Below are 19,900 nucleotides of genomic sequence, written 5' to 3' on the forward strand. Positions count from 1 at the left end.
TCGCTCAGAAGTTCAGCCGCAGGATCGCCTTGCGCGGGTCCTCGCTGAGCGTGAGCATGCCCTGGCGCAACCAGTCCAGGTGCGCGCCGGCGTCCTGAGCGAGCTCACCCTTCGCGTCAGGCAACAGGGCCGCGACCACGCGCAGGCGCAGCGTGGTGCCCGCCGGCAGGCGGGGCGAGGGGCGCAGGCCGTTGGCCACCAGGCTGGTGGCCGTGTGCAGCACCTGTTCGTCCTTCACGGGGCCTTCCATCAACAGCGCGAAGCTGTCGTCGTCCACGCGCGCGGCGGTGTCCACGTCGCGCGCGACCGAGCGCAACTGAGAGGCAGCGATCACCAGCGCGCGGTCGGCGATCTCGCGGCCATGGCGCTCGTTGAGCTCGGCGTGGTTGTCCAGATGCACCAGCAGCACCGCGCCCTGGTGCCCGTACCGTTCGGCGCGCACCAGGCTGTCGTGCAGGCGCTGCAGGAAATGCGGGCGGTGCGTCAGCCCGGTGAGCGGCTCGGTGCGCTCCAGGGCCAGAGCGCGCACCTGGGCCTCGTGCTGCAGTTGCGAGCGCTGCAGCAGCGCGTAGATGAGGAGGGGGGCTTCCATCGCCGCCGCGATGACCATGCCGTACTGCGACAGAAAACCTGAGGAGAGCAGGTTGAAGTTGCGCATCACCGGCAGGGCAGCGGTCACCAGCATCGGCAGCATGCCCACCACGAACCACCGGATCCAAATGTCGCCGCTGCGCCAGGCTTTCCAGAGCATGGCGGCCACCACCACCATGCAGACCGAGACCAGGGCGGTGACGGCCTGCAGGCTGAACTGGCTCGGCAGGAGCTGGTCCCACGCGATGCCGGCCAGCCACAGCGGCGCCAGCAGCAGGCACTGCCGGTCCAGCGTGCGGCCGATGCGCCGCGGCTGGGCGACCTGGCGCACGAACATCATGCCCACCAGGCCCAGGAGCGGCAGGAGGATGAACTCGGCTTTCTGGTTCCAGAGCGCGAGTCCGGGCCACAGGAACTGCCCGGCCACCCCCAGCGACGCGGCCAGCGACAGGCCCAGCAGGGTGATGTAGAGGGCATAGGCCGCGAAGGCCGCGTCGCGGAACACCGCCATGTTGACCAGCGCCACCAGCGTCAGCAGCAGGGCCATGCCGAAGTAGGCGCCGAGCGCGAACTGCTGGTGGATGCGCTGCTCGCGCAGGCTGTTGTGGTCGTGGATCTGGAAAACACCCGAGAACGGCACCCGCGCGTGTTGCACCCGCACCCAGTAGCGAACGGTCTCGCCGGGTCTCACGTCCAGGCCGAAGACGGGGTAGCGGTCGGGGTTGGCCCAGTCGCGCACGGCCAGGCGATCGCCAGCGCGCTGCACGCGCCATTGGCCCTGGGCATCGCGGTAGTAGAGCTCGATGGCATCGGTGCCCGAGCGCGCGAGTTCCAGTTCCCAGTGCACGTCGGTGTGGCGCATCAGCACGTCGAAGCGCAACCACAGCGCCGCGTGCTCGCCGAGCCGCACCCGGTCGCCCGCGCCGAGCGGGCGCCAGGGCCGTTCGCGCTCTACGGAGGCGATTTCCTCAATGCCCAGCGCGCCGCTCGGGTCCACCAGTTGGAGGCTGCGCCCGGCCAGGGGAACGGTGGCCCGGCGCTGATCGAGCACGATGGGGCCCTCGTCGGCGGGCATGACCGGGTCGGGGGCGGCGAGCGCGGGGGAAGACAGCAGGGCCAGGCAAAGGCCGAAGGCGGCGCTCAGGCGCCGCCACAGGGAAACAGAAGGCATGGGGAGCGATTGTGCAATCGCTCCGGCCGGATCAGGCGTAGGCGGCGAGCGCCTTGCGCATCTTTTTCATGGCCGCCACCTCGATCTGGCGGATGCGCTCGGCGCTCACGCCGTACTCGGCGGCCAACTCGTGCAGCGTCATGCCGCCCGAGCCGTCGTCGTTCACCTGCAGCCAGCGTTCGCTCACGATGCGGCGCGAGCGCTCGTCGAGTTCGCTCAGGGCGCGGGCCACGCCCTCGGTGGCCAACTGGTCTCGCTGGGCGGATTCGATCATGGCGGTGGGCTCGTGCGAGCCGTCGGCCAGGTAGGCGATGGGACCGAAGGCGTCTTCACCATCGTCACCGGGGGTGGGATCGAGCACCACGTCGCCGCCCGCCAGGCGCGTTTCCATCTCGCGCACCTCTTCGGGCTTGACGTTCAGTTCGCGCGCCACCAAGCCGATCTCGGCGTCGCTCAGCACCTCGCGGTGGGTGTCGCCATCGGCGGCCTCGGCGCGCAGGCCCTGCTTGCGCGAGCGCAGGTTGAAGAACAGCTTGCGCTGGGCCTTGGTGGTGGCCAGCTTGACCATGCGCCAGTTCTTCAGGATGTACTCATGGATCTCGGCCTTGATCCAGTGGATGGCATAGCTCACCAGGCGCACGCCCTGGTCAGGGTCAAAGCGCTTGACGGCCTTCATCAGGCCCACGCTGCCCTCCTGGATCAGGTCGCCGTGGGGCAGGCCGTAGCCCAGGTACTGGCGGGAAATGGACACCACCAGGCGCAGGTGCGACATGACCAGGCGGCCGGCGGCGTCCAGGTCGTTGTGGTCGCGCAGGCGGCGCGCCGCGTCCTGCTCCTCCTCCAGGCTGAGCATGGGCAGGCGGTTCACGGCGGAAATGTAGGCATCCAGATGGCCCAGCGGCGGCAGCGTGAGCGCGCGGTTCCAGGAACCGGCCACGGCCAGATCGCTGCTCGAGGCAGCGGCCACGGGAACAAGCGAATGGGACATGGATGACCTCCTCGGGGTATCGGACAGGAATATTAGCACTCGCTTGGAGGGAGTGCTAAGGCGGAAGTTCCATTCACGCCCAAGGCCTGTGGTGAAAAGTTTGTGGCCGCTCACATTGAGGAAATGAAAGCGTGCGGCATGCGGATTGCCAGACGCAATCCCCTTTCCAATCAAGGAGATACGGCCATGGCGAAGTACGGCCCGAAGGCATCGGAGAAGGTCGAGAAAGCGATGCACGAGATGAAGGAAGGCAAACTCCGGTCCAGCTCGGGCCAGAAAGTGACCAGCCGCAAGCAGGCGGTGGCCATCGGCCTGTCCGAGGCGCGAGAGGCCGGGGGCAAGGTGCCGCAGCCGTCGGGCAAGAAGCACTGAAGGCTTCTCGCAGCCGTTTGCCGGGACACAACCGGGCGCGTAGGATGGGTCGCCTTTCGACCTTTCCCGAGTGACGAGGCATGCCGCGCGAACCCGAACGAGACGACAACTCCCGCCTTTCCCTCTACCTGTTCGCCCTGCTGGTGCTGGCCGTGGCCGGCTACTTAGGCTGGCAGTATTACCAATCCCGGCAGGTTCAGCCTGCCCCGGAACCCGCGCCGGTGGCGACCGCTCCCGTCGGTCCGGCCGCACCAGCCGAGCCGGCAACGCCTGCCATCCAGCACCCGGTGGAGCCCCCGGCCGCCGAGCCCGCGGCGGAGCCAGCACCGCTGCCCGCGTTGGCCGATGCGGATCCCTACGTCGGTGATCGCCTGGGCGAACTGCTCGGCCGACCCAATGTGCTGCGCTTCCTGCAGCTCGAAGGCTTCGTGAAGCGCACCGTGGCCACGGTCGACAACCTGGGCCGCTCGCACGCGCCGGTACTGGTATGGCCGGTCAACCCCACCCCCGGGCGGTTCGCTTCCGCCAAGGGGGCCGACGGCGCGGCAGAGACCATCCACCCGGACAACGCCGCGCGCTACACGCCCTTCGTGCGGTTCGTCGAATCGGTGGACACGGGCCAGGCCGTGGCGCTGTACCGCCGGCTGTACCCGCTGTTCCAGCAGGCGTACGAGGAGTTGGGTTTTCCCGGCCGTTACTTCAACGACCGCCTTGTGCAAGTGCTGGACCAGCTCATCGCCACGCCCGTGCCTGCCTCGCCGCCGGCGGTGGTGCTGGTGGAGGTGAAGGGCGAGGTGGTCTCCACCCGGCCCTGGGTGCGCTACGAGTACGTCGATCCCCAACTGCAATCGATGTCGGCGGGCCAGAAGATCCTGCTGCGCATGGGGGCGGACAACCAGCGCCGCGTGCAGGCCAAGCTGGTGGACATTCGCGGCCGTGTCGCGCGGCGCTGAGGCGCCGGGCCATGTGCGGTAGATTGGTGCGATGCCCACCCGCGCCAACTCGATATCCGCGCCGTCCGACACGGTCCTGCTGACCGGTTTCGACCCTTTTGGCGGCGCGTCCGTGAACCCCAGCTGGCAGGCCGTGCAGGCTCTGCACGGTGAGCGCCTGCTGGACCACTCGGTGGTGGCGGCGCAACTGCCTACCGTGTTCGGCGAATCGCTGCGGTGTCTGACGGCGTTGCTCGACGCGCACCGGCCCGCGCTGGTGATCTGCGTGGGCCAGGCCGGCGGGCGCGGCGCCCTCTCGCTGGAGCGTGTGGCCATCAACGTGGACGACGCGCCCATCGCCGACAACGCGGGCGGGCAACCCATCGACACGCCCGTGAGCCTGGGCGCGCCCGCCGCCTACTTCACGGGTCTGCCCATCAAGGCCATGCTGGCCGAGCTGCGGGCCGCCGGCATCGCGGCCGAGGTGTCGCAGACGGCCGGCACCTTCGTCTGCAACCACGTGTTCTATGGCCTCATGCGCACCCTGGCCACCCGCCGCAGCCTTCGCCACACGCGCGGCGGCTTCGTGCACGTGCCCTGGCTGCCCGAACAGGGCACGCCGCACATGGCACTCGACGACATCGTGCGCGGCTTGCGGCTGGCCGTGCAATGCGCGCTGCGGGTGCGGCAGGACGAGGCGCTGGCGGCGGGCGCCACGCACTGAACCGCTTCAGGCCTGCCAGACGCCGAAGCCGGCCGAGCGCAGGTCGATGGCGACCTCGATCTCCTTGTCCACCGCGTCCTGGTACCGCATGGGGTTGAAACCCTCGTACAGGTCCGGCAGCAGCCGCAGACCGTACTTGAAGACATAGGCATTGGCCTGGATGCCGGCCTTGTGCTTGTCGAAGCGCGTGTCGGGGTCCAGTCCCGTCATGCCCACGTAGACACAGGGCTTGCCGTCCACGTAGCCCGGGTTGCACTGGCGGAACTTGCGCTCCTGCAGCACGTCGGGGTGCAGCTCGATGACGTAGACGTGGTGGTGAGGGCGGGGCATTGGCGCGGCAGTGCAGCGGGCTTGGGCCGAAGTATCGGCTCCCGCCTAGAATCGCGCCCTTTTTCGCGCGGAGTTGCCATGGAACTGGAGTTTGCGCAGTCAACGCCCACCGCCGCGGCGATCGCGCGCGTGGTGATGGCCAATTACGCCGTGGGTGAGGTCGTCTCCGGCGAGTTGCTGCGGCGCGGCTTCAACCAGGTCTACGGGCTCGCGCTCGCTGACGGGCGCCGAGTGGTGGCGCGCCTGTGCGCTGAACGCCCGCGCGGTGAGCCCGATCTGGCCTTCGAGGCCGCGGTGCTGCGCCACCTGCGGACCCGTGGTTTCCCGGTGGCCGCCAGTCTGCCCGCGGCCGATGGTGAGGTCGCGATCCGCGTTCGCCTGCCCGAAGGGGAACGCGCACTCATGCTGTTCGAGCACGTCGAGGGCGAAGCCACGGCCGACCTGGCGGCCAACATCCAGGCCTTCGGCCGGGGACTGGCGCAGTTGCACGCTGCCGGCGACGGCATGGACGTGAGCACCAGCCGGTACCGGCTGGACCTCGATCACCTGCTGCGGCGCCCCCTGGAGCGCCTGCTGCGTGCGCCCACCATGAACGCCGGTCTGCGCCCTTCCTTCGAGGCCCTGGGCAGGCGCCTGCACGAGCGCATTGCCTCGCTGGGCCCGCTGACCCAGGTGCTGTGCCATGGCGACGCCCACAGCGACAACAACTTCGTCCGCGCGCGCGAGGACGGCTCCCGCGAGGCCGTGTTCTTTGACTTCGATGAAACCGGCCCGGGCCATCTGGCCTACGAACTGGCGGTGTACCCGTGGTGGCTGCATCCGCGCACGGTCGACGGGGTGTGGAGCGACAAAGCACTGGCGCGCTGGGGCCAGTTCATTTCGGCCTACCAGGAGGTACGGCCGTTGGGAGACGCCGACACCGCTGCGCTCGCGCCCTTCGTGGCGGTGCGCCAGTTCTGGTTGCTGGGTGAATACGCGGGTCGGGTGCCGGTGTGGGGATCGCAAGCCATCCCCACGGACTACCTGGAACGGCAGGTCAAGGTGCTCACGCAGTGGGAGGGCCTGGAGTTGCCCATGCCAGGTGCAGCGTTGACAGCGGACCCGGCGGCTTGAGGGCAGCGGCGCCGCGCGAGCGCCAGCCGATCAGAGCCAGACCTGCCCCGGGTTGGTCTGGATCGTGAACTCCGGCGTGCCGCCCAGCAGGAAGGCGCCCAACACGAAGCTCAGCACCGACATGAACAGGCTGGCCCACAAGGCGGTCCAGAACCCGTCGAGCTGGAAGCCTTCCACCAGCTTGGCCACCAGCATCAGCACCACGGCATTGATCACCAGCAGGAACAGGCCGAAGGTGATCAGCGTGAGCGGCAAGGTCAGGAACACCAGCAGGGGCCGCACGATGGCATTGGCCAGGCCCAGCAACAAGGCCGACACCACCAGCGCGCCGGTGCCGCTGAAACGCATGCCCTTGAACACATGGCTGGCCACCCACAGCGCGAAGGCGGTGAGGGCCCAGTGGAGGAGGAAGGGGGTGAGATTGGCGAGCATCATGAGGTCGGGTTGCACGGACGTGACGGCGATCACTCAATTGGCGCCGTTGACACCCGAAGCATGCGGTTGGGGGTATTTGCGTGCATCATGCCACCCCAGGGACGTCAATTCTTACAACGGCATGGCCACACTGATTCCGGCAATCGGCAGTTGCGCATCGCGCATGACCCCCGGTGAGCGGCGCCTCGCCGAGCGGCTCGAACAAAAGCTGGAAGACGACTACCTGCTCTGGTACGACGTGCCCATTGGCCCAAAGCAGACGCACCCCGACTTCGTGCTGCTGCACCCGCGCCGTGGCCTGCTCATACTGGAGACCAAGGACTGGCGGCTGGAGACGGTGCAGCGCGCCACGCGCCAGATGTGGGAGATCGCGCCCGACGGCCAGGTGAAGGTGGTGATGAATCCGCTGGCGCAGGCGCGGCATTGCGCGATCCAGGTCGTCAATGCGCTGGAGCGCGACCCGCAGTTGGTGCAGGGGCCTGGCCCGCACCAGGGCAAGCTGGCCTTTCCCTGGGGTTTTGGCGTGGTGTTCACGCACATCACGCGGCGCCAGTTCGAAACGGCGGGCTTGGGCGAGGCCATCGAGTCGCACCTGGTCATCTGCTCCGATGAGATGACGGAAGCGGTGGACGTCGAAACCTTCCAGCAGCGCCTGTGGCACATGTTTCCGCACGCGTTTGGCAACAAGGCGCTGAGCCTGCCGCAGATCGACCGCGTGCGCTGGATCATGTTCCCCGACGTCCGCGTGCCGGTGCAGGGCGCGCTGTTCAATGCGGCCGACGAAGCGGCGCCCGACCTGCCGTCCATCATGCGTGTGATGGACATCCAGCAAGAGCAACTGGCGCGCAGCCTGGGCGACGGGCACCGCGTCATCCACGGGGTGGCGGGCTCCGGCAAGACCATGCTGCTGGGTTACCGCGCCGAGCACCTGGCCCGCGCGCAAACCGCACACACCAAGCCCGTGCTCATCCTTTGCTACAACGAGCCGCTGGCCAAGCAACTGGCACAGGCGATGCACACCAAAGGCATTGCCGACCGTGTGCACGCGGTGCACTTCCACAAGTGGTGCCGCGACCAGCTGGTGGCGTATGGGCAGGAGTTGCCCGCGCAGAACCTGCCGCGCGAGCACTTCTTCGACGACATGGTCCGCCGCGTCATTCACGGCGTGGAGCGCCGGCAGATTCCCGGCGGCCAGTACATGGCCGTGCTCATCGACGAGGGCCACGACTTTGCGCCCGAGTGGTTCAAGCTCATCGTGCAGATGGTGGACCCCACCACCAACAGTCTGCTGGTGCTTTACGACGACGCACAGAGCATCTACGAGCACACCAAGAACCGCCAGTTCAGCTTCAGGAGTGTGGGCATCCAGGCCCAGGGCCGCACCACCATCCTCAAGATCAACTACCGCAACACGCGGCAGATTCTGGAGACCGCCAGCCTGATCGCAGCCGACTTGCTGACCGCCGAAGACAAGGACGACGACGGCGTGCCACTGCTCAAGCCCGTGAGTTGCGGCCGCGATGGCGACGCCCCGCTCGTCATCCGGCTGCCCACTCTGCGCGAAGAGGCGCAACGAGTGGTCGAACTGCTGGCCAGCGCCCACAACGAGGGCCACGCCTGGGGCGACATGGCCATCTTGTGCCGGCATTGGAGCGAGATGGACATCTGCGCTAATGCCCTGCGCCAGCGCCACCTGCCGCACCAGATTCGCAAAGGCGCCGGCACCTTCAACCCCGCCGCCGACTGCATCAAGGTAATGACGATGCACGTGAGCAAGGGCCTGGAGTTCCCAGTGGTGGCGCTGGTGGGCGTGGGTCACATGCCCGCGGCCGGGGCGCATGAGCGCGACGAGGCGCGACTGTTTTACGTGGGGGCGACGCGGGCGACGCAGCGCTTGATTGTGGGGGTGGGCGGGACAGGGGAATTTGGCGGGCGATTCGGGTCGACTCAGTGACGCTGAATTTGGCGCGCTCTGATGTGTCACTGGGTAAAGCGAGGGGCTGGCTCAGACCTGGTTGCGGTCGGCAGAGTCGGCGCCTTGAACGTCCGATCTAAACCACGTCGCAGACCTTCGGATGCTGGTCGTCGATGTAGATGGCTTGCACGTAACGATGCCATGGCTAGACTGCGGCAATCGGCCAGAAGAAAACGCGGATTCCCTTGACAAGGGGGGCCGATCAGAGAAGCGGTCTTTCATGGGCGGCCACTTGGGAGCGAAGAGATCGAAATGCAAAGGCACTCCCACAACCTTCCGGAGCCAAGTAGGCCACGACTGGAGCGTTTCACTGTGAGACCGGAGAAGCACGATGAGGCGTCCGGCCCCTACGTGCCGAACCGCTTTTCGGCTGCTGAGCGAGGATGGAATCTCTTCTTGGCAGCATGTCTTCTCATCTATGGCTTATTGAGCTTGTACATAGATGACCTTTATTTGCGCGGTCGGTACACACGAGGCTTCCATCTCCATGGGACAGCCGCTTGGCTGATGGTTGGGGCATTTGTGATGGCTGCGGCTGTCATGCTTGCGCTGGTCGTCGACCACTACGACCGCAGGAATAACGAGCACCACTACTACTGGTTTAAGAAGGGCGCAACATTTGTAGGGTGGGCGCTTTTCGCATCTGCCCTGATATGGAGCCTGGTGTTTGGTTCGCCCGGCAGTTAGTCGCGGCATCGTGTGTTGAATCCACCGCCCTGAGCTGACCTCCGGGGAATCCCCGTCAAGACGAGCGAACTTCAATATCAAGGCATCTTAAGGCGAGACTCCAAGTGCTCTCGAAAGTACTTGAAGCGAAGATCCGCCATGCCGAGCATTGATTGAAGCTCCGGATAGTCCGGCACCGTGAAGGCAGCGACGAAGTTCAACCCGTTCCCTCCGACGTACCTGCCGCTTGACTGTAGTAAGCGAACATCTGGATTGGTTGACCCCTCGATCTGGACTTGAAGTGGAGATGGGCCAACTTGGTACCTCAGATTCAGCGACCAAGTCTTGATCCGATAGATGCCGCCTCCTTCCCGATCTAGCGGAATGTCGAGGATAGACCCGATGTTGTCCCCAGCAAAAACCGTCCTTGAGCCTTTATGGATATTCTCGACCAGCTCGCATGAGAACAGGCTCCTTGGGCAAGGATGCAGCAATAGATCGCGATGCGGGCCGGTTTCGGCGTTGCCGGAAAGACGCAGAAACTTGTCCGACCAACGTAAATAAACCGGACTTGCCTCTACCCGACTGTCGATTGTGAGATCACCCGGAAACTCAAACTCGGCTCTCATGGGGGCTCTCAATACTGTCTGAACGCCGTGAGGCAACGTAGGCTCCTGGCCGATGACCGTCGTGCCACTCGGGACTGAGTCGGGTCCGAAGCGGGCGCCGTCAAGCAGAACCTCCACTATGCGGTTCGTGTTCGTTGACCACGTCGTCGTCCAAATGAGCAAGGCAAAGATACCCGCCGAGCAATGCGCAAGGGAGAAAAAGAAAGATGAGGGGCAGGAATTTGACCGTACATACCAAACCCGCTAAACCGCCTGCGACTGGCCAAAAACGAGACGTTGTTTGACCTCGCCACCACGCAACGTTCATCACGGCAAGAGCCGTCCAGGCAAAAGCTGTTGCGACGCCGTAGTAGAACGTGGCATTCCTGATGGCCTCGGCGGGGTTTGTGACGAGCGCGGCAATCGAGGAGCCGGAAATCATCGTGAGCGACAGCATCACGCCAACGCTGGAAAGTAGCCAGCAAGAGAGACTGATAGCTACTCTGCGCCCGTTCGCCTTGTGCACCATTGACCCTCCCCTTTGTCCGCTCCTGGCCGATTGCGGCAGTCTAGCCATGACTCCGCCGCTTGCAAGCAGTCCTCACAGTTCGCGGCCGCCTGAATGTCCGCAACGTGGCGCAGAACGAACGTTCACCGCGCAAGCCGGGCCGGCCGCTCCCGCTGCAAATCAGCCATTCCTCAAACGAAGTGCCGGCGACCCTCGCGAGCCGCCGGCACTTCGTGAAAGCTCACTGCGCGCTTGGTATCACTTTCCCCACGAATCCTTCAACCCCGTCACCCGGTTGAACACCGCCTTGCCACCCACGCCATGCTCCACCCGGTCCGCCACGAAGTACCCGTGCCGCTCGAACTGGAACTTGTCGTCGGGTTTGGCGGTGGCCAGTGAGGGCTCCACCCACGCCTGAACCACCTTCAGGCTGTCCGGGTTCAGCGCCGACAGGAAGTCCTTGCCGCCCGCGTCCGGGTGCGGGTCGCTGAACAGCCGGTCGTACAGCCGCACCTCGGCGGGGATACCGTCCGCCACGCCCACCCAGGTGATGGCTGCCTTGGCCTTCACGCTGTCGGCGCCCGGCGTGCCGCTCTTGGTGCCCGCGATCACCTTGGCGTGCACCTCGGTCACGCGACCATCCGCGTCCTTCGCGCAGCCCGTGCACTCGATGACATAGCCACCCTTGAGCCGCACCACGTTGCCGGGGAAGAGCCGCTTGTAGCCCTTGGGCGGCACTTCCTCGAAGTCCTCGCGTTCGATCCAGACGGCCTTGCCGATCTTGAAGACACGATCGGGCGGTGGGGTCTGGCCCTCGGCGATGGCCGAGTGCGGCAAGGCGGGCTGGATGCAGGTCTCCAGGTGGTCGTCGCTGCCGAACACCTCGCCCCAGTTGCTCATCACCAGCTTCACCGGGTCCAGCACGGCCATCGCACGGTGGGCCTTGTTCTCCAAGTCCTCGCGCAGGCAGCCTTCGAGCACGCTGTAGTCGATCCAGCTGTCGCTCTTGGTCACGCCGATGCGCTCCGCGAAGAGCTGAATGGCCTCGGGGGTGTAGCCGCGGCGGCGCAGGCCCACGATGGTGGGCATGCGCGGATCGTCCCAGCCGCTCACGCGCTTCTCGTTCACCAGTTGCGCCAGCTTGCGTTTGCTGGTGATCACGTAGGTGAGGTTCAGCCGCGCGAACTCGTACTGCCGCGGCGGCGGGCTGCCCAGCAGGCCCGCTTCGGTCAGGCGCTCCAGCAGCCAGTCGTAGAACGGGCGCTGGTCCTCGAACTCCAGCGTGCACAGGCTGTGGGTGATCTGCTCCAGCGCGTCCTCGATGGGGTGCGCATAGGTGTACATGGGGTAGATGCACCACTTGTCACCGGTGTTGTGGTGCGTGGCGCGGCGGATGCGGTAGATGGCCGGGTCGCGCAGGTTGATGTTGGGCGAGGCCATGTCAATCTTCGCCCGCAGCACGGCGGCGCCATCGGCCAGTTTTCCGTCGCGCATCTCGCGAAAGCGCGCCAGGTTCTCGGCCGGGGTGCGGTCGCGGAAGGGGCTGTTCTTGCCGGGCGTGTTGAAGTCGCCGCGGTTGGCGCGCATGTCCTCGGCACTTTGCTCATCGACGTAGGCGTGGCCACGCTCGATGAGCGATTCGGCCGCGCGGTACATGAAGTCGAAGTAGTCGCTGGCCTGGTAGAGGTGGCTGCCGCCCTTGCCCTCCCAGGAGAAGCCGAGCCATTTCACCGCGTCGATGATGCTGTCAACGTACTCGGTGTCTTCCTTCTCGGGGTTGGTGTCGTCGAAGCGCAGGTGGCAGACGCCGCCGTAATCGCGCGCCAGGCCGAAGTTCAGGCAGATGCTCTTGGCGTGGCCGACGTGCAGGTAGCCGTTGGGCTCGGGCGGGAAGCGGGTGCGGATCCTGGCCGGATCCGGCTGGCCGGCGGCCTGGTGGGCGGCGTCGCCCGGGGAGCCGGCCCACTGGCGGCTGGCGTAGGTGCCTTTGGCCAGATCGGCTTCGATGATCTGGCGCAGGAAGTTGCTGGCTTTGGTGTCGCCTTCAGTGGGCGCGGGGGATGCGGGGGAGGTCATGGGCGGATTCTAGGGACCGCCGCCGCGGAATCAGATGCGATCGAACATGACCCCCGGTGGCGCGGGCGGCGCCGGGTTGCTGGTCGCCGCGCGTGCAATGGCGTCGATCCACCAGCGCCGCAGGGCCTCGAAGTGCAGCAGCGCGGCGTTGAAGGTCTCGGGGTCACCGTCTTCGGGGCCCAATTCGCCGATCAGCATCAACTCGCCTTCGTCGCCGTCGCGCGCGATGCGCAGGTCGCCGATCTCGCGCCACAGGGCGTTGTAGGACAGGGCCAGGTTCAGCGCGCTCAGCTCGCCCTCGGCCGTGGGCTGTCCCAGGTCGGCGGTGAGCACCAGGCGAGACCAATCGGCAGACCACTCGGCCATGAAGCCGCCGTCGCCCTGGAAGTCGATGAACCAGGTGGCATCGTCGGTTTCAGTGACACCGGTGATCTGGGTCAGCCGTTCGCTCGCTTGGGTGAGCAGGCGCAGGGCATCGGTCGCGTCGTGGAGTGAGCTCATCTGATGTTTCGAAATGATCAAGAGACGGCGCTTGGGTGAAGGGCTGTGTCGGGCCGTTCCGGGTCTAGACCAAGGGAGGGTCGGCTCGGGACTAAGGCCGCTTCTGCCAAGGGGGTAGGCAGGATGCCCGTGGGGCGGTGGAGGGCCGCGGGCTTGTGCGCTATCGTGCGCGCCAGGAGGAGCACCCCATGAGCGACGAGAACACCCCGGCGGCGGACCGAAGCCAGCGCCTGCAGATCGACTGGACCCGCCTTCAGGCCGCCGCGCAGGCCGGCGATATCTCACCCGAGCAGGCCGAGCGCCTGTGGGCGCGCTGGGCGGGCGATGCCATCGCCCCGGCGCGCTTCAGCTTCACCCACGTGCTCTATTACTTCGGCGGCATGCTCGCCATCGGTGCCATGACGCTGTTCATGACCCTGGGCTGGGAGCTGTTCGGCGCCTGGGGTGTGCTGCTGCTGTCACTGGGTTATGCGGCGGGCGCGGTGGCAGTGGCGCGCCACCTGCAAGGCCGCGGCCTGCACATCCCGGCGGGCATCCTGGCGACCATCGCTGTCTGCCTGGTGCCGCTGGCGGCGTGGTCGGTGCAGAGCGGCCTGGGCCTGTGGCCCGAGGGCGGGCCCGACAGCTACCGCGACTACCACCGGCTCATCGACTGGCGCTGGCTGACGCTGGAGCTGCTCACGCTGGCGGCCGCGGTGGTCATGCTGTGGTGGCTGCGCCTGCCCTTCATGGTGATGCCGGTGGCCGTGACGCTGTGGTACATGAACATGGACGTGGCGCACATGCTCACGCGCCAGGAAGGCTTTGACTGGGAATTCACGCGCGACGTGTCCCTGGTGTTCGGCCTGGCCACCTGCGCCATCGCGGTGTGGGTGGACCTGCGCTGCCGCCTGGCCAGCGACCCGCGCGACCGGCAGGACTTCGCCTTCTGGCTCTACCTGTTTGGCGCCATCATGTTCTGGTGCGGGCTGAGTTTTCGCGAGAGCGACTCCGAGCTGTCCAAGCTGGGCTACGCGCTCATCAACGTGGTGCTGGTGTTCCTGGGCGCGGCCATCGCGCGGCGCGTGTTCACGGTGTTCGGCGCCATTGGCGTGGCCGGCTACGTGGGCTACCTCAGCTACAAGGTGTTCGCCGACAGCCTGCTGTTTCCCTTCGTGCTCACGCTGCTGGGACTGGGGTTTGTGGCGCTGGGCATCTGGTGGCAGCGGCGCGAAGCGCGCATCCATGCGCGCCTCTCGGGCTGGCTGCCGGCGGCCTTGAGGCCGCTGGCGGGGCGTTGAGCGAACGCCTACTGCCCGAAGCGCGGCCCGTCCTTCAGAAAGCTCAGTTCCTCGGCGGTGCTCTCGCGCCCCAGGGCCTCGTTGCGGTGCGGAAAGCGCCCGAAGCGGGCGACGATGTCGCGGTGCAGCCGCGCGTAGCGCAGGTTCTCGTCCAGCGTGGGGTGGCAGAACGCCGGGGCTTGCTCGCGCAGGCGCTCGAAGCAGCGCACGGCCTCGTCCTGCAGGGCCAGCGATTCGGCGTGCACCAGCGGCATGTAGAGGAACACCCGGGCCACCACGGGCAGGCGCTCGTCTTCACCGCTGGCCACGGCCGCGTGCGTGAGCGCCTGGGCGCGCGGATCGCCGGCGAAGGCGCGCGCCTGGCGGCGGAACAGGTTGCGCGGCAACTGGTCGAGCAGCAGCACCAGGGCCAGGCGGCCCAGGGGTGCATCGGCCCAATCGGTCAGGCCGCCGGCCAGCGCCTCGTCCACCAGCGCGCCGTAGCGGCGGCGCAGCTCCTCGTCCTGCGCGGGGTCGAAGCCGAACCAGAGCTTGTCGCGCGGTTCGCTGGGCCAGTGGCGGGTGAGACCGTCGCCGCACCACTGATCGAGCAAGGGTTTTGCCTGAGGGGGAATGTAAAGATCGGTCGTCATTTACGAGTTGCAACAGCTTTGACCGGGCGTGGGGTGCGCGCGGCCCCGGCATTGTCTGTAATTCAGGTGCGGCATGCCGCCGTCTCTCTGGAGTCCCCCATGAACACCCTGTCTCTCAGCCCCCGCCACCACCGCGCGCTGCGCGGCCTGGCCTTGCTGTCGCTGGCCGCCGGCGCCTGGGCGCTGTCGGGCATGGCCACGCAGGCGCAGGCCCGCGACAACGTCTACTGGTCCATCGGCGTGAATTCGCCGGGTGTGCACGTGGGCGTGTCGAACGCGCCAACCGTGGTCTACAGCTACCCGTCCTATGGCTATCCGGTGTACAGCCCGCGCCCGGTGGTGGTCTACCCACGGCCCGTGGTCGTGCACCCGCATCCGGTGGTGGTGCATTCGTACCCCGTGTACGAGCATCCTCGCCAGTGGCGCCACGACCGTCCGCCGAAGCACTGGCACAAGCACGGCTACCACCACGGCTACAGGCATGGCTACCGCGACGGTCGCCGTGGCGGCTGGGACGACTGAAACGATGGCCCCCACGCTCCGCCGCGCACCGCTTCACATCGCGCGGAAGCGGTCGGCGTAGAGGCGGCTGACGGCGAAGGCCTCGTCGAGGCCACGCACCGTGAGCCGCCATTTGCCCGCCTCGTCGCGGGTCACGCGATCGATGGCGTCCACCCGTACCACGGTGCCGCGGTGGATCTGCCAGAACCCCTCAGGATCCAGCTGCGGCAGCAGTTCCTTGAGCGGGGTGCGGATCAGGAATTCGCGCCCCACCGTCAGCACCCGCAGGTACTTGTCGGCCGCTTCGAACACCAGCACCTCGTCGATGGCAATGCGCTGCACGCTGTTGCCCGCGCTGGCCATGAGGTGACGCAGCCGTGGAGCGGCCGAGGGCGCTCCCGCGAGCAAGGCGCGCAGGCCCGCCCAGTCGGGCGCCGCGCTGGCGGCGCGGGCCCGCAGCGCGGCCTGCACGCGCGCCACCGTGCGCTGCAGCCGCTCGGCTTGCACGGGCTTGAGCACGTAGTCCAGCGCCTGCGCTTCGAAGGCCTGCACGGCGAACTCGTCGTGCGCGGTGACGAACACCAGCGCGGGCAGGGGCTGCTCGGCAGGCCAGTCGTCTGCCAGCGTGGCGGCGGCGTCCAGGCCGCTCAGGGCGGGCATGCGGATGTCGAGGAACAGCACCTCGGGCCGCAGCGCCAGGGCCTGCTCCACGGCGGCGGCGCCGTCGCCCACGGTGGCAACGACGCGCAGTTGCGGCCAGGCGCGGGCCAGTTCGGCCTGCAGGGCCTGCGCCAGCAAGGGTTCGTCTTCGGCGATGAGGGCGGTGGCGTTCATGGGGTGGTCGGCATGGGAAGGTACAGCCGCGCGCGCGTGCCCTGGCCGGGGGCGCTGTGCCATTCCAGGCGCGCGGCGGGGCCGTGCAGGGCCTGCAGGCGCTCGCGCACCTGCGTCAGGCCGAAGCCCTCGCGTGCGGGCGGCTCGCTGCCCACGCCGTTGTCGCTCACGCTCAGGCACAGCGTGTCGCCCTCGCGCTGCGCGCTCACGTGGAGCTCGCCACCCCGCGCGCTGGGCTCCAGGCCGTGGCGGATGGCGTTCTCCACCAAGGGCTGCAGCAGCAGAGCGGGCACGGGCAGGGCGGCCAGCACCTCGGGCAGGTCCAGGCGCACGCGCAGGCGCGGGCCCATGCGCACGCCCATGAGGGCGAGGTAGTCGTCCAGCCGCGCGAACTCGTCGCGCAGGGTGTGTCGCCCGCCGTGGGCGTCGCTGCGCGAGGCCGCGAGCGTGGCGCGAAGGAAGCCGTTGAGCCGGTCGAGCATGTCGATGGCGCGCGGTGGATCGGTGGCGATGAGGGCGCGCAGGTTGGCCAGGGTGTTGAACAGCATGTGCGGCTCGAGCTGCGATTCGAGCAGGCGCAGCCGCGCCTCGCTGGCCTGGCGTTGCGCCTCTTCCTGTTCCAGACGGGCCTTGGCCAGCATCTCGCGGCTGGTGAAGTAGTAGGCGCCGAAGGCGCCCAGCGCCAGCGACATGAGCAGGAAGCCCACGGTGGCGCCGGGCAGGTTGTTGGCGCTGGACAGCAGGGGACGGCCCGTCACCAGATTGCCCGAGGCCAGCCCCAGCGCGTAACCCGCGAACACGACGACCACCACCAGCACCGCCATCGGCCGCACGCCGGGCCAGCCGCCGGGTGAGAGCAGGTAGCGTCCGCCGTCGATGCCGGCCCAGATGTAGAAGCCGATGAACTGCGAATACAGCAAGGTGGTGGCGAAGCTGTCGCCCTTGATGGCGCTGATGGCCAGCGCCAGCACGGTGTTGAACACCGCGGCGATCAGCACGCGGCGCGCCACGGTGCGGGGGTTGAAGGCGACCATGGGCGCAGTATGCCGGGGCGGGGCTCAGGGCCGCTGGCCGCGCTCGCGCTGCAGGCGCTCGCGCTCGCGGTCCATCCAGTGCTCGTACAGGCCGCCGCCGCCCAGGCGCACCCACACGGCCACGCCGTGGATGAGCAGGCCCAGGCCCCACCCCAAGGCGGGGTAGATGGCCCAGTCGCGCCCGCTGCGCATCGACAGGTAGACCAGGCCGGCATTGACGGCGAGGAAGATGAGGGCGTGCAGCGTCCAGCCCATGCGGGCGGCCACGCGGCGGCGAGCGGTGCGCTCCAGGTCCTTGTCGAACGCGGTGGAGGGGGAGTTCAGGGCGGTGTTCATGGCGATCTCCTTCGGGGTAGGTGTCAGATGAGGCCGAGCCACTGGCCCCAGACCAGTTGGCCGAGGTAGCGGTTGGGCAGCAGGGTGAGCGCGCCGGTGACGATGCAGGCGCTGATGTAGAGCGCGATCATGGTCAGCCGGTGCGAGCGGATGCGGCCGTGCCGCAGGTGCCAGAAGGCCAGCGCCAGCGAGCCCAGCGTGACCGGCACCAGCAGATGGATGGGCGTGTAGCCGGCGATGTTGGGCAGGCGGAAATCGCGGATGAACACGGCCGTGATGGCGACCATGAGCATCAGCGTGACCCAGGCGTAGCCTGCCGCGCGGTGCAGCACGGCGCGTGGGTGGCCTCTGCGGCGCGCCCACAGCGCCACGGGGCCGATGGCCAGGGCCGCAAGCGCGGCGCTGAGGTGGATGGCGATGACGGGGGTGAGCTGCATGGCGGTCTCCGGTGAGGCGGTGAGACCACACTGTCGAGCGCCGGCCCCGGGCGCGCCACGGGGCTGAGACGAAACGCCGCGCTGGCGCCGTGAAACGCCGCCAGCGCGGCGCGAATGGCGGCGCCTGGCGAAGGCCCCGGTGGCCGGCGCCCCGTCCTCAGCCCTGGGCGCTGCCGCGCGGCTGCAGGCGGAACACCTGCACGGCCTGGTGCATCACCTCGGCCTGCGACTGCAGCGAACTCGCGGCGGCCGCGAGCTGCTCCACCATGGCCGCGTTCTGCTGCGTCACCGCATCGAGCTGGCCCACGGCCTGGTTGATCTGCCCGATGCCGCTGGACTGCTCGCGCGTGGCGTGCGTGATGTCGCCGATGAGCGCGTTGACCTGTTCCACCGCGCCCACCACCTGGCCCATGGTCTGGCCCGTGCCGTGCACCAGCTCGCTGCCACGCCGTATCTTGTCCGACGAGTCCTCGATCAGGGTCTTGATCTCCTGGGCCGCATCCAGCGTGCGCTGAGCGAGGCGGCGCACCTCGGCCGCCACCACGGCAAAGCCGCGCCCCTGCTCACCCGCGCGCGCCGCTTCCACCGCCGCGTTGAGCGCGAGGATGTTGGTCTGGAACGAGATGCCGTCGATGACCTGGATGATCTCGCCGATGCGCGACGAGCTGTGGCTGATCTCGCCCATGGTGGCGATGACCTGCGACATGGCGCTGTTGCCTTCGCGAGCGACGGCGGCCGCGCGCTGCGCGAGTTGGGTGGCCTCCTGCGCGGTGCCGGCGCTTTGCGCCACCGTCCCATTCATCTCTTCCATGGACGCCGCCGTTTGCTGCAGGTTGCTGGCCTGGGCCTCGGTGCGCGAGGACAGGTCCTGGTTGCCGCTGGCGATCTGGTGGCTGGCGACCTGCACGCCCTCGAGCTCGTGGCGCACGTCGGCCACCACGGCCTGCAGGTTCACGTTGAGCTGGTTCAGGGCCGAGGCGAGCTCGCCGAACTCGGCCGAACCGCGCAGGGCCAGGCGCGTGGTGAGGTCGCCCGCGGCCATGGTGTTGGCAAAGCGCACCGCCTGCGCCAGCGGTTGCACGGTCTGGCGGCGCAGGGCCCAGGCGGCGAACAGGGCCGCCGCCAGCAGGGGGACCGCCAGGGCGGCTTGGGCCGTGGTGCCCAGGCGGGCACCGATGCCGCCGAGCGCCAGGCCGGCCAGCGGCAGCGCCACGCAGACCCCGCCGATGGCGCGGCCCAGGCTGGGCCGCAGGGCCCGGCCCAGCCAGCCGGCCAGGCCGCTGTGCACCACCTGGCCGCGCCGCAGGCGCATCGTCATCTGGCCGCTCTCGCGCTCGGCGCGCATCCGGGCATACAGCGCCTCGGCCGCCTGCACCTGCTCGCGCGTGGGCTTGGTGCGCACGGACATGTAGCCCACGGTCTGGCCGTCCTGCACGATGGGCGTGGCGTTGGCCACCACCCAATAGTGGTCGCCGTTCTTGCGGCGGTTCTTCACCGGGGCCGACCAGGGCGAGCCGCTGCGCAGCGTGTCCCACATGTCGCGAAAGGCCTCGGGGGGCATGTCGGGGTGCCGCACGATGTTGTGCGGCTGGCCCATCAACTCCTCGCGACCGAAGCCGCTGACCGCGATGAAGGCGGGGTTGCAGTAGGTGATGTGGCTCTGCAGATCGGTGGTGGAGACCAGGGTCACGCCGTCGGGGATGACGTATTCCTGGTGGGAGACGGGGAGGTTGGCGCGCATGGAACGGTGGTCAGGAGGGGCGGCTCTTGGTTCGGCCGCCTCGTTCCCGTCATATCGGCCTCTGTTCGCCGATATGTAGCGCTACGCGCGCGCCCGGCGCCACGTCGGGCGCCGG

The 19,900-nt window shown here is 68.0% G+C and carries 21 protein-coding genes; 7 read left to right on the top strand and 14 right to left on the bottom strand.

Features of this window, described 5'->3' with window-relative positions; translation table 11 throughout:
* Positions 1-4: 4 nt before the first annotated feature.
* Together VLG41_RS19355 and rpoH are read right to left on the bottom strand one after the other, a co-directional pair.
* A complete protein-coding gene (locus VLG41_RS19355) occupies positions 5-1,762 on the bottom strand; it encodes a diguanylate cyclase (RefSeq protein ID WP_325351022.1) in 1,758 nt (585 codons plus the stop codon).
* A 31-nt stretch (positions 1,763-1,793) separates the two neighbouring features.
* The gene (gene rpoH / locus VLG41_RS19360; RefSeq protein WP_325351023.1) at positions 1,794-2,750 is read right to left on the bottom strand and encodes an RNA polymerase sigma factor RpoH; all 957 of its coding nucleotides are present in this window, start codon (positions 2,748-2,750) and stop codon (positions 1,794-1,796) included.
* A 186-nt stretch (positions 2,751-2,936) separates the two neighbouring features.
* Between rpoH and VLG41_RS19365 the strand changes: the two genes are divergently transcribed.
* From VLG41_RS19365 to pcp, 3 genes are all read left to right on the top strand, one after another.
* A complete protein-coding gene (locus VLG41_RS19365; RefSeq protein ID WP_325351024.1) occupies positions 2,937-3,122 on the top strand; it encodes a DUF6496 domain-containing protein in 186 nt (61 codons plus the stop codon).
* Positions 3,123-3,202: 80 nt separating this feature from the next.
* Positions 3,203-4,075 (top strand): DUF3014 domain-containing protein, encoded by an 873-nt coding sequence (locus tag VLG41_RS19370; RefSeq protein WP_325351025.1) that lies wholly within the window; start codon positions 3,203-3,205, stop codon positions 4,073-4,075.
* A 31-nt stretch (positions 4,076-4,106) separates the two neighbouring features.
* A complete protein-coding gene (gene pcp, locus VLG41_RS19375; RefSeq protein ID WP_325351026.1) occupies positions 4,107-4,778 on the top strand; it encodes a pyroglutamyl-peptidase I in 672 nt (223 codons plus the stop codon).
* Positions 4,779-4,784: 6 nt separating this feature from the next.
* On the opposite strand, the gene VLG41_RS19380 is transcribed toward pcp, so the two are convergent.
* The gene (locus VLG41_RS19380; protein WP_325351027.1) at positions 4,785-5,108 is read right to left on the bottom strand and encodes a hypothetical protein; all 324 of its coding nucleotides are present in this window, start codon (positions 5,106-5,108) and stop codon (positions 4,785-4,787) included.
* 78 nt (positions 5,109-5,186) lie between these two features.
* Here VLG41_RS19380 and VLG41_RS19385 point away from each other — a divergent pair, with 78 nt between their 5' ends.
* Positions 5,187-6,221 (top strand): phosphotransferase enzyme family protein, encoded by a 1,035-nt coding sequence (locus VLG41_RS19385; protein WP_325351028.1) that lies wholly within the window; start codon positions 5,187-5,189, stop codon positions 6,219-6,221.
* 30 nt (positions 6,222-6,251) lie between these two features.
* Here VLG41_RS19385 and VLG41_RS19390 read toward each other — a convergent pair whose 3' ends face one another.
* Positions 6,252-6,653, bottom strand: coding sequence for a phage holin family protein (locus VLG41_RS19390; protein ID WP_325351062.1), 402 nt, complete (start codon positions 6,651-6,653; stop codon positions 6,252-6,254).
* Between the two features lie 124 nt (positions 6,654-6,777).
* Here VLG41_RS19390 and VLG41_RS19395 point away from each other — a divergent pair, with 124 nt between their 5' ends.
* On the top strand, positions 6,778-8,610 hold the full coding sequence (locus tag VLG41_RS19395) for a DEAD/DEAH box helicase (RefSeq protein ID WP_325351029.1): 1,833 nt from the start codon (positions 6,778-6,780) through the stop codon (positions 8,608-8,610).
* 785 nt (positions 8,611-9,395) lie between these two features.
* Here the strand turns inward: VLG41_RS19395 and VLG41_RS19400 are convergent.
* The 4 genes from VLG41_RS19400 to VLG41_RS19415 form a co-directional block, all read right to left on the bottom strand.
* Positions 9,396-9,926 (bottom strand): hypothetical protein, encoded by a 531-nt coding sequence (locus VLG41_RS19400; RefSeq protein WP_325351030.1) that lies wholly within the window; start codon positions 9,924-9,926, stop codon positions 9,396-9,398.
* 100 nt (positions 9,927-10,026) lie between these two features.
* Positions 10,027-10,362, bottom strand: a complete 336-nt coding sequence (locus tag VLG41_RS19405; RefSeq protein ID WP_325351031.1) for a hypothetical protein — start codon at positions 10,360-10,362, stop codon at positions 10,027-10,029.
* Between the two features lie 309 nt (positions 10,363-10,671).
* Positions 10,672-12,489, bottom strand: a complete 1,818-nt coding sequence (locus VLG41_RS19410; protein WP_325351032.1) for a glutamine--tRNA ligase/YqeY domain fusion protein — start codon at positions 12,487-12,489, stop codon at positions 10,672-10,674.
* Between the two features lie 30 nt (positions 12,490-12,519).
* On the bottom strand, positions 12,520-12,990 hold the full coding sequence (locus VLG41_RS19415; protein ID WP_325351033.1) for a type III secretion system chaperone: 471 nt from the start codon (positions 12,988-12,990) through the stop codon (positions 12,520-12,522).
* 188 nt (positions 12,991-13,178) lie between these two features.
* On the opposite strand from VLG41_RS19415, the gene VLG41_RS19420 reads away from it, so the two are divergent.
* Complete coding sequence (locus tag VLG41_RS19420) at positions 13,179-14,270, top strand: DUF4401 domain-containing protein (RefSeq protein WP_325351034.1); 1,092 nt, start codon at positions 13,179-13,181, stop codon at positions 14,268-14,270.
* 8 nt (positions 14,271-14,278) lie between these two features.
* Here the strand turns inward: VLG41_RS19420 and VLG41_RS19425 are convergent, their stop codons facing one another.
* Complete coding sequence (locus VLG41_RS19425) at positions 14,279-14,902, bottom strand: DUF924 family protein (protein ID WP_325351035.1); 624 nt, start codon at positions 14,900-14,902, stop codon at positions 14,279-14,281.
* A 99-nt stretch (positions 14,903-15,001) separates the two neighbouring features.
* Here VLG41_RS19425 and VLG41_RS19430 point away from each other — a divergent pair, with 99 nt between their 5' ends.
* Positions 15,002-15,424 carry a hypothetical protein gene (locus VLG41_RS19430; protein ID WP_325351036.1) on the top strand — a complete coding sequence of 141 codons (423 nt, stop codon included), beginning with the start codon at positions 15,002-15,004 and terminating at the stop codon, positions 15,422-15,424.
* Positions 15,425-15,457: 33 nt separating this feature from the next.
* Here VLG41_RS19430 and VLG41_RS19435 read toward each other — a convergent pair whose 3' ends face one another.
* From VLG41_RS19435 to VLG41_RS19455, 5 genes are all read right to left on the bottom strand, one after another.
* Complete coding sequence (locus VLG41_RS19435; protein ID WP_325351037.1) at positions 15,458-16,237, bottom strand: LytTR family DNA-binding domain-containing protein; 780 nt, start codon at positions 16,235-16,237, stop codon at positions 15,458-15,460.
* Positions 16,234-17,271, bottom strand: coding sequence for a sensor histidine kinase (locus VLG41_RS19440; RefSeq protein WP_325351038.1), 1,038 nt, complete (start codon positions 17,269-17,271; stop codon positions 16,234-16,236). The genes VLG41_RS19435 and VLG41_RS19440 overlap by 4 nt, the downstream gene beginning before the upstream one ends.
* Before the next feature lie 24 nt (positions 17,272-17,295).
* Positions 17,296-17,607, bottom strand: a complete 312-nt coding sequence (locus VLG41_RS19445; RefSeq protein WP_325351039.1) for a 2TM domain-containing protein — start codon at positions 17,605-17,607, stop codon at positions 17,296-17,298.
* 23 nt (positions 17,608-17,630) lie between these two features.
* Positions 17,631-18,044 carry a DUF2306 domain-containing protein gene (locus VLG41_RS19450; protein ID WP_325351040.1) on the bottom strand — a complete coding sequence of 138 codons (414 nt, stop codon included), beginning with the start codon at positions 18,042-18,044 and terminating at the stop codon, positions 17,631-17,633.
* Positions 18,045-18,201: 157 nt separating this feature from the next.
* The gene (locus VLG41_RS19455; RefSeq protein WP_325351041.1) at positions 18,202-19,785 is read right to left on the bottom strand and encodes a methyl-accepting chemotaxis protein; all 1,584 of its coding nucleotides are present in this window, start codon (positions 19,783-19,785) and stop codon (positions 18,202-18,204) included.
* Positions 19,786-19,900: the final 115 nt, after the last annotated feature.

It is taken from the genome of Hydrogenophaga sp. (assembly GCF_035481345.1).
GTDB lineage: Bacteria > Pseudomonadota > Gammaproteobacteria > Burkholderiales > Burkholderiaceae_C > Hydrogenophaga.

Coding starts and splice junctions, on each gene's coding strand:
- VLG41_RS19415 (WP_325351033.1), bottom strand. CDS start 12,990: ATGAGCTCACTCCACGACGCGACCGATGCCCTGCGCCTGCTCACCCAA.
- pcp (WP_325351026.1), top strand. CDS start 4,107: ATGCCCACCCGCGCCAACTCGATATCCGCGCCGTCCGACACGGTCCTG.
- VLG41_RS19355 (WP_325351022.1), bottom strand. CDS start 1,762: ATGCCTTCTGTTTCCCTGTGGCGGCGCCTGAGCGCCGCCTTCGGCCTT.
- rpoH (WP_325351023.1), bottom strand. CDS start 2,750: ATGTCCCATTCGCTTGTTCCCGTGGCCGCTGCCTCGAGCAGCGATCTG.
- VLG41_RS19440 (WP_325351038.1), bottom strand. CDS start 17,271: ATGGTCGCCTTCAACCCCCGCACCGTGGCGCGCCGCGTGCTGATCGCC.
- VLG41_RS19445 (WP_325351039.1), bottom strand. CDS start 17,607: ATGAACACCGCCCTGAACTCCCCCTCCACCGCGTTCGACAAGGACCTG.
- VLG41_RS19400 (WP_325351030.1), bottom strand. CDS start 9,926: ATGAGAGCCGAGTTTGAGTTTCCGGGTGATCTCACAATCGACAGTCGG.
- VLG41_RS19380 (WP_325351027.1), bottom strand. CDS start 5,108: ATGCCCCGCCCTCACCACCACGTCTACGTCATCGAGCTGCACCCCGAC.
- VLG41_RS19425 (WP_325351035.1), bottom strand. CDS start 14,902: ATGACGACCGATCTTTACATTCCCCCTCAGGCAAAACCCTTGCTCGAT.
- VLG41_RS19455 (WP_325351041.1), bottom strand. CDS start 19,785: ATGCGCGCCAACCTCCCCGTCTCCCACCAGGAATACGTCATCCCCGAC.
- VLG41_RS19365 (WP_325351024.1), top strand. CDS start 2,937: ATGGCGAAGTACGGCCCGAAGGCATCGGAGAAGGTCGAGAAAGCGATG.
- VLG41_RS19390 (WP_325351062.1), bottom strand. CDS start 6,653: ATGCTCGCCAATCTCACCCCCTTCCTCCTCCACTGGGCCCTCACCGCC.
- VLG41_RS19395 (WP_325351029.1), top strand. CDS start 6,778: ATGGCCACACTGATTCCGGCAATCGGCAGTTGCGCATCGCGCATGACC.
- VLG41_RS19420 (WP_325351034.1), top strand. CDS start 13,179: ATGAGCGACGAGAACACCCCGGCGGCGGACCGAAGCCAGCGCCTGCAG.
- VLG41_RS19385 (WP_325351028.1), top strand. CDS start 5,187: ATGGAACTGGAGTTTGCGCAGTCAACGCCCACCGCCGCGGCGATCGCG.
- VLG41_RS19450 (WP_325351040.1), bottom strand. CDS start 18,044: ATGCAGCTCACCCCCGTCATCGCCATCCACCTCAGCGCCGCGCTTGCG.
- VLG41_RS19405 (WP_325351031.1), bottom strand. CDS start 10,362: ATGCTGTCGCTCACGATGATTTCCGGCTCCTCGATTGCCGCGCTCGTC.
- VLG41_RS19430 (WP_325351036.1), top strand. CDS start 15,002: ATGAACACCCTGTCTCTCAGCCCCCGCCACCACCGCGCGCTGCGCGGC.
- VLG41_RS19410 (WP_325351032.1), bottom strand. CDS start 12,489: ATGACCTCCCCCGCATCCCCCGCGCCCACTGAAGGCGACACCAAAGCC.
- VLG41_RS19370 (WP_325351025.1), top strand. CDS start 3,203: ATGCCGCGCGAACCCGAACGAGACGACAACTCCCGCCTTTCCCTCTAC.
- VLG41_RS19435 (WP_325351037.1), bottom strand. CDS start 16,237: ATGAACGCCACCGCCCTCATCGCCGAAGACGAACCCTTGCTGGCGCAG.